The sequence below is a fragment of the Stenotrophomonas sp. HMWF003 genome (assembly GCF_003061285.1).
Lineage (GTDB): Bacteria > Pseudomonadota > Gammaproteobacteria > Xanthomonadales > Xanthomonadaceae > Stenotrophomonas > Stenotrophomonas maltophilia_AP.
The window spans coordinates 25,207-32,055 of record NZ_QAIW01000194.1 but is presented as its reverse complement, the minus strand read 5'-3'; the positions used below and the strand labels follow the sequence as shown (position 1 = coordinate 32,055).

Genomic DNA, 6,849 nt, shown 5'->3' with positions numbered 1-6,849 from the left:
GGCGTGCGCCCTACGCGGCCCTGTTCGAACACGCCTGGCAGAACGGATTGACGCTGGCATTGGCCGTGGCCTTCACCGGGCTGACCTGGCTGCTGCTGTGGCTGTGGGCGGCGCTGTTCCAGCTGGTGGATATCCGCTTTTTCCGCGACCTGTTCGGCGAGGCGGCGTTCATTGCGCTGGCCACCGGCACCCTGTTCGGTTTCGGCGTGCTGATCGGGCGAACCCAGCACCGCGCCATCCAGATGGTGCGCTCGGTGTTGTTCGCCGTGGGGCGCGGGCTGTTGCCGCTGCTGGCCTTCATTGCGCTGCTGTTCGTCCTCAGCCTGCCGTTCACCGGGCTCGAGCCGCTGTGGCGCACCCGCTCGGCGGCCAGCCTGCTGATCACCCTGTCGCTGCTGCTGGTGATGTTCGTCAACGCGGTCTACCAGCACGATAGCGACCAGACGTCCTACCCGGCCTGGCTGCGCCGGCTGGTCGAGGCGGCCCTGCTGGCGTTGCCGGTCTACGCCGCCGTGGCGCTTTACGCGATGGGCCTGCGCATCGCCCAGTACGGCTGGACCCCGGAACGCTTCTGGGGCGCGCTGGTGGCGGTGCTGGTGTGCGGCTACGCGCTGGGCTATGCGCTGGCTGTGCTGCGCCCGGGCGCGCGCTGGCTGCAGCGGCTTGAACCGGTGAACCGCTGGATGTGCTGGGCGGTGCTGGGCAGCGCGGTGCTGGCCAACTCGCCGCTGCTCGACCCGCTGCGGATCAGTACCGCCAGCCAGCTCGCCCGCGTGCAGGCCCAGGCACCGGCGATCGACGCCGAGCAGGCCACCGCGCTGCGCTTCGCCTACGGCCGCCACGGCGTGGAGGCACTCAAGACACTGCAGCGCGACCCTCGCTTCAGCCAGGATGCACGCGCCGCAGGCGTGATCGCGGCCGCGCTGGCCCGCGACACGCGATGGGGGCGCGACAACCAACTGGGCGATATCGACGATGGCATCGCCGACCTGCCCGCGCTGCGGCGTCAGCTGACCGTCGCCAAGGGTCTGCCCACGCCGGACCCGGACTGGTGGCAGGCCGTGCTGGCGCGCACGCTGGCCACCAGCGACTGCCTGGACGTGGGCCAGGACTGCGTGGTGCTCCGCCGCGACCTGGACAGCGACGGTGTGGACGAGGTACTGCTGTGCAACCTGTCGCCGCATCGTCACCCCTACTGCCGGGTGCATGCCCGCAGCGAGGGCCACTGGGAGGATGTCGGCACGGTGTCCTTCCCGGAGGCGGACGGCACGACCAGCATCGCCCGGAACAACACCGCGTTGCGCGACGGCCAGCTGCACCTGCAGGCACCGCGCTGGCCCCGCCTGTCCGTCGATGGCGGCCCGCCCCGGACCATCGATGAAACCGCCTACAAGGAATCACGCCCATGAGCGGCTACTGCCTGATCGCCCCCGGCCACCCGGTTCACGGCCATTACCACGATCACGAATACGGCTTCCCGCAGCGCGACGAGCGCGAGCTGTTCGAACGGCTGCTGCTGGAGATCAACCAGGCCGGCCTGAGCTGGGAAACCATCCTGAAGAAGCGCGAGGGCTTCCGCGCGGCCTATTCCGGCTTCGACGTGGACACCGTGGCGGCCTACGGCGAGCGCGACATCGAGCGGCTGCTCAACGATGCCCGCATCATCCGCAACCGGCTCAAGGTGCACGCAGCGGTGCACAACGCGCAGGTGATCCAGCAGCTGCGCGCCAGCCACGGCAGTTTCGCGGCGTGGCTGGATGCGCACCACCCGCAGGACAAGGCGGCGTGGGTGAAGCTGTTCAAGAAGACGTTCCGCTTCACCGGCGGCGAGATCACCGGCGAGTTCCTGATGAGCCTGGGCTACCTGCCCGGCGCACACAGCCCGGACTGCCCGGTATACGCGCGCCTGCAACGCCTGCGTGCCGACCAACGGTCGGCGCCTACCGGATGATGCAGGGGGCTTACACCCCCATGTAACGGCCCGGGCGGTGGTTGAACATCAGCACCAGGCTGAGCACCACCGCGCCGATCGCCGAATACATCACCTGCGACGGGGACAGCACGAAGAACGCCACGCACATCAGCAGCGTGTCGAAGGACATCTGCACCTTGCCGGCGCTCCAGCCGCGGGTGCGCTGCAGGTACACCGCCAGGATGCCGATGCCGCCCAGGCTGGCGCGGTGGCGGATGTAGAACAGGATGCCGAGTCCGGCCAGCGCGCCGCCCACCAGCGCCGAATACAGCGGGGCGATATGGGCGAAATCGGCCCAGCGCGGCAGCAGGTCGGTGAGCACGCCGCAGGCGGTGACCGCCGCGAACGTCTTCAGGGTGAACTCCCAGCCCATCCGGCGCACGGCCACCCAGTAGAACGGCAGGTTGACCAGCACGAACACCAGGCCGAAGTTCCAGTCGAAGGCGTAGTGCGCCAGGAACGCCAGGCCGGCCATGCCGCCGATCATCAACCCGCCCTTGGCGAAGATGGCCAGGCCGAGCGAGGCCACCAGCGTGGCCAGGATCATGCCCTGCACGTCCTCGGCCACCGAATGGCGCAGCGCTTTTTCATCGGCGACGGTGCCGGCACTGTCCGGCGGCGGGGTCAGCGGGCCAGCGGTGACCAGGTGGCCGTCGGCGTCGTCGCACGGCGCGGGGCCATGGGAATCAAGGGACATGGGGGTGGGGGCCGTGCGTGGGGAGCGGTATTAGACACGATCAGCGTGACAGTTGCAGGTGAAATCATTCAGAGAGCCATCCAGCTGCTGCCCGGGCCCGCCGCGCTGGGCGGCTCCAGCGTGAAAACCGCCTCGCCCAGGCGCTGGCGCACCACGAACACGCCCTGCTCCCAGGCCGAGCGCTTGAACCAGTCGCGCTGGTCCAGCGCGGCCGGGCTGCGCATCGGGTGGCAGGCGATGACCGCCCCGCTGCGGTCCAGCACACGCGCCTGCCACCGCTCGCCAACGCCGGCCCCCAGGCCGCGGTAGACCCGGATCCAGCCGGCCCGGCCCGGCAGCGCGCGGCCCAGCCGTGCCACCTCGTCCTCGCGCTGGAAGCCCTGTGCGCATACCAACGCGGCGGCCGCCCGCCACGGGGTGGGATCGGCCCCGACGCGGTCGATCAGCGCCAGCCCGTGCTGCTCGATCAGCGCCAGCACCGCGCGCTCGCGGGTTGCCGGGTCGCTGTTGGCGTAAGCGGCAAAATCGAATGGGTCCACGCACACCACGCTGGCCCCGGGGAAGCGCTGGTAGACCGGGTCATCGCCGTGCGGCCCGCATTGCAGGGTCAGCAGGCTGGCGCCATCAAGCACGTAGTCACGTGGCAGCGCGGCCATGAAAAGCGCGGCCACATGGTAGGCGTCCGCACTGAAGGGGAAGCCTTCCAGCACGCGCCCGGCGCGGGTGACCGCGGGGCTGGACTGCACGCGTAGTTCGGTAAAGCGTGGCATCGCGGCACGACTCCGGTCGGCGGCAAGGCCGCACAGCATGCCACTGTCGCCGGCCCGCCGTGCTCAACCGGCGCGTGCAGCGGCCAGGTGATGGGCCACCAGCGCATTGGCATGCCCATGGCCCAGCCCGTGCTCGGCCTTCAGGAAGGCCACCAGTTCCATGTGCTTCAGCCCGCCCTGGGCCACCAGCAGCGCCAGCCAGTGGCCGACGGGTTGGCCGTAGGTCTTTTCGATGGACGGGAAGTACGACGCCGGGCCTTTCAGGGTAGGGGTATCGCTCATGACGGATGCCTCGCAGGGGTGGCGCACCGCCGGAATGGCGGCGCTCTCTGTGCATGACGTGGCGGTGGGTGCGAAATCGACAGCGGCGTTCATGCCCGCTGAACACCCCGCTGCCGCAGCATGCCAGGGTACCTCCGCTCCCCCCTCTTCCCTTGCAGGAGTCCGCGTCATGCCCTACCTGACCACCGCCGACAACACCCAGCTCTTCTACAAGGACTGGGGCCAGGGCCAGCCCATCGTGTTCCATCACGGCTGGCCGCTCAGTGCCGACGACTGGGATGCCCAGCTGCAGTTCTTCCTGCTGCAGGGCTACCGGGTCATCGCCCACGACCGCCGTGGCCACGGCCGGTCCTCGCAGACCAGCGGTGGCCACGAGATGGACACCTACGCGGCCGACGTCACCGCGCTGGCCGACCACCTGGACCTGCGCGATGCGGTGCACGTGGGTCATTCCACCGGCGGCGGCGAAGTGGCGCGTTACGTGGCCCAGGCCAGGCCCGGCCGCGTGGCCAAGGCGGTCCTGATCGGGGCGGTGCCGCCGATCATGATCAAGAGCGAGGCCAATCCCGGCGGCACCCCGAAGGCGGTGTTCGACGGCTTCCGCGCCCAGTTGGTGGCCGGCCGCGCGAACTTCTACCGCGAGGTGCCCATTCCGTTCTATGGCTTCAACCGCGACGGCGCGCCGGTCCAGCAGGGCGTGGTCGACAACTGGTGGCGCCAGGGCATGATGGGCGCGATCAACGCGCACTACGACTGCATCAAGGCGTTCTCGGAAACCGACTTCACCGAGGACCTGAAGAAGATCGATGTGCCGGTGCTGGTGATGCACGGCGATGACGACCAGATCGTGCCGATTGCCGACTCGGCCGAGCTGGCGATCAAACTGCTCAGGCACGGGACGTTGAAGGTCTACAAAGGGTATCCGCATGGCATGTGCACCACGCATGCCGAGGTGATCAACCGGGACCTTCTGGCGTTTATTCGCGGGTAAGCGGTGTACCGACCAACGGTCGGTACCCGGGCACGGTAGCGCACGACCGTTGGTCGTGCGCCCCTCTGGCACGGGAATCAGCGCGCGACCAGCTTCTGCCGCGCCGCGTTGTAGCGGTCGCCAACGATCGCGATGCTGTCCAGCGCCACCCCGATCTGCTGCAGGTCATCGGCGCTGAGCTGCAGCGCAGCCGCCCCGAGGTTTTCCTGCAGGCGATGCAGTTTGGTGGTACCCGGAATCGGCACGATCCACGGCTTGCGCGCGAGCAGCCAGGCCAACGCCACCTGTGCAGGCGTTGCGCCCTTGGCGGCGGCAATCGCGGTGATTCGGTCGACCAGCACCTGGTTGGCCTGGCGCGCCTCGGCGGCGAAGCGCGGCACGCTGTTGCGGAAGTCGTCGGCGGCAAATGCGGTGTCAGCGTTGATCGCGCCGGTCAGGAAACCCTTGCCAAGCGGACTGAACGGCACAAAGCCAATGCCCAGTTCTTCCAGCACCGGCAGCACGCTCTGCTCCGGTTCGCGCCACCACAGCGAGTACTCGCTCTGCAGGGCGGCCACCGGCTGCACCGCGTGCGCGCGGCGAATGGTGTCGGCCCCGGCCTCGGACAGCCCGAAGTGCTTCACCTTGCCTTCGGCGATCAGCTCCCTGACCGTGCCGGCCACGTCTTCGATCGGCACATTCGGGTCCACGCGGTGCTGGTAGAACAGGTCGATGCGGTCGGTGCGCAGCCGCTGCAGGCTGGCCTCGGCCACCGCGCGGATGCGCTCGGGTCGGCTGTCCAGCCCGGCGTCGGCGTGGCCGTCCTTGAACCCGAACTTGGTGGCGATCACCACCTGGTCACGGTACGGCGCCAGCGCCTGGCCCAGCAGTTCCTCATTGCGGAAGGGGCCGTACACCTCGGCCGTGTCGAAGAAGGTCACGCCCTGCGCCACGGCGGCGTGCAGCAGGGTCGTGGCGGTACCGGTGTCGGTGGCCGGGCCGTAGCCGAAGCTCAGGCCCATGCACCCCAAGCCCAGCGCGGAAACGCGCAGGCCGCTGTTGCCCAGTTCTCGTGTCTGCATGGTAATGCTCCTGCCGGCGGGGTCGGCATTGATGGGGGATGCCCATCTTGAACCGCCCGACGGCAGGAAGAGAACCGGCGTGATCGCTGGTGGTGATGAACCTGGCTCATCAATCCAGCGCCATGCGTAGACGCTTCATGCAGGCAGCGCGTACGTAACCTTGCTCCCGTGGATCCTGACCCAGCCCCGTTGCTGCAACTGCTGGACCAGATGCTCACGCTCAGCGACCGGCATTGCCCCCTGGTAAATCGCGCCGATCGCGTTGAGAAGGGTCTTCGGCGAAGCCGGGCGTTTGGAGCCCTGCTTTCGAAGCGCTTCTACCACGCGATTGATCGGTGCGATGGCCACGGCAGGCCCGCCGGTCTGTGCAGCCGCGCCGTTCTGCACAGCGGCGGAAGCCTTGGCAGCTTTCTGCTCGGCAGCGCGCAGCATTGGCAGACTTTCCACCGACGGTGAGCGCGTCACCCGCAAGCCGCGTGCGCGCAGGTGGTGTACCAACGGGTCGAACCCGGTGTCCTTGGACACGATGTGGAAATAGTCTTCCGGGCCCTTGCTGGACAGCTCGCCGATGTAGAAGGCGATATGGAAATCCAGCGCGTTGGAGCCGGCGCCGCTGCACCGCACATAACGCGCGCCGGGACCCAGTGCCTGCAGCGCTTCGGCCACCTCGATGCTGACTTTTGCCTGCGAAACCCCGACGAACACCAGCACCCTGAACGAGACCCCGCGCAGCGCAGCCAGTGTTTTGGGTTGCACGTTTTCATAGTCGATCAGGACGTGGTTGAGCACTGCCTCCATGCCTGCCTCAGCGCTCCGTATCCGGCAGTGACAGCCCGAACAGCACCAGCAGCAGGAACCCCGCGCCGAACAGCAGCAACAGGATGTGCCACACCCCGAAGCGGTCCATGCGCTGCATGTCCACGCCTTCCTCGCGGTGGTAGCGCCGCAGCAGGCTGTTGATCGGCAGGATCGGCACGAAGGTCAGCAACGACACCAGCCCCATGCCGCCCGGCAGGCGTCCGCCCAGGTTGAGCAGGAAGTACACGGCCGCCAGCAGGCCCGGCGCGAAGGCCAGT

The 6,849-nt window shown here is 68.5% G+C and carries 9 protein-coding genes; 3 read left to right on the top strand and 6 right to left on the bottom strand.

The window, feature by feature from the left end; all coding sequences use genetic code 11:
- A partial coding sequence (locus DBR34_RS07925) for a DUF4153 domain-containing protein (RefSeq protein WP_258223744.1) occupies positions 1-1,409 on the top strand: 1,409 nt, incomplete at its 5' end.
- Complete coding sequence (locus DBR34_RS07920; RefSeq protein ID WP_128096386.1) at positions 1,406-1,951, top strand: DNA-3-methyladenine glycosylase I; 546 nt, start codon at positions 1,406-1,408, stop codon at positions 1,949-1,951. The genes DBR34_RS07925 and DBR34_RS07920, both read left to right, overlap by 4 nt.
- 10 nt (positions 1,952-1,961) lie before the next feature.
- On the opposite strand, the gene DBR34_RS07915 is transcribed toward DBR34_RS07920, so the two are convergent.
- The 3 genes from DBR34_RS07915 to DBR34_RS07905 all read right to left on the bottom strand — a co-directional run bounded on the left by DBR34_RS07915 (position 1,962) and on the right by DBR34_RS07905 (position 3,721).
- On the bottom strand, positions 1,962-2,669 hold the full coding sequence (locus DBR34_RS07915; protein WP_128096385.1) for a YitT family protein: 708 nt from the start codon (positions 2,667-2,669) through the stop codon (positions 1,962-1,964).
- Positions 2,670-2,737: 68 nt separating this feature from the next.
- Positions 2,738-3,415, bottom strand: a complete 678-nt coding sequence (locus tag DBR34_RS07910) for a hypothetical protein (RefSeq protein WP_128096384.1) — start codon at positions 3,413-3,415, stop codon at positions 2,738-2,740.
- 87 nt (positions 3,416-3,502) lie between these two features.
- The gene (locus tag DBR34_RS07905; RefSeq protein ID WP_128096383.1) at positions 3,503-3,721 is read right to left on the bottom strand and encodes a DUF4287 domain-containing protein; all 219 of its coding nucleotides are present in this window, start codon (positions 3,719-3,721) and stop codon (positions 3,503-3,505) included.
- Between the two features lie 169 nt (positions 3,722-3,890).
- Here DBR34_RS07905 and DBR34_RS07900 point away from each other — a divergent pair, with 169 nt between their 5' ends.
- The gene (locus DBR34_RS07900; protein ID WP_128096382.1) at positions 3,891-4,712 is read left to right on the top strand and encodes an alpha/beta hydrolase; all 822 of its coding nucleotides are present in this window, start codon (positions 3,891-3,893) and stop codon (positions 4,710-4,712) included.
- A gap of 77 nt (positions 4,713-4,789) precedes the next feature.
- Here DBR34_RS07900 and DBR34_RS07895 read toward each other — a convergent pair whose 3' ends face one another.
- The 3 genes from DBR34_RS07895 to DBR34_RS21705 all read right to left on the bottom strand — a co-directional run.
- Positions 4,790-5,773, bottom strand: coding sequence for an aldo/keto reductase (locus DBR34_RS07895; protein WP_128096381.1), 984 nt, complete (start codon positions 5,771-5,773; stop codon positions 4,790-4,792).
- Positions 5,774-5,908: 135 nt separating this feature from the next.
- On the bottom strand, positions 5,909-6,571 hold the full coding sequence (locus tag DBR34_RS07890) for a PIN domain-containing protein (protein ID WP_128096380.1): 663 nt from the start codon (positions 6,569-6,571) through the stop codon (positions 5,909-5,911).
- Positions 6,572-6,578: 7 nt separating this feature from the next.
- A partial coding sequence (locus DBR34_RS21705) for a hypothetical protein (RefSeq protein ID WP_219928234.1) occupies positions 6,579-6,849 on the bottom strand: 271 nt, incomplete at its 5' end.

Bases quoted from the DNA above. Each gene is read 5' to 3' on its own strand.
- DBR34_RS07920 (WP_128096386.1), top strand. From the start codon at position 1,406: ATGAGCGGCTACTGCCTGATCGCCCCCGGCCACCCGGTTCACGGCCAT.
- DBR34_RS07915 (WP_128096385.1), bottom strand. From the start codon at position 2,669: ATGTCCCTTGATTCCCATGGCCCCGCGCCGTGCGACGACGCCGACGGC.
- DBR34_RS07905 (WP_128096383.1), bottom strand. From the start codon at position 3,721: ATGAGCGATACCCCTACCCTGAAAGGCCCGGCGTCGTACTTCCCGTCC.
- DBR34_RS07900 (WP_128096382.1), top strand. From the start codon at position 3,891: ATGCCCTACCTGACCACCGCCGACAACACCCAGCTCTTCTACAAGGAC.
- DBR34_RS07895 (WP_128096381.1), bottom strand. From the start codon at position 5,773: ATGCAGACACGAGAACTGGGCAACAGCGGCCTGCGCGTTTCCGCGCTG.
- DBR34_RS07890 (WP_128096380.1), bottom strand. From the start codon at position 6,571: ATGGAGGCAGTGCTCAACCACGTCCTGATCGACTATGAAAACGTGCAA.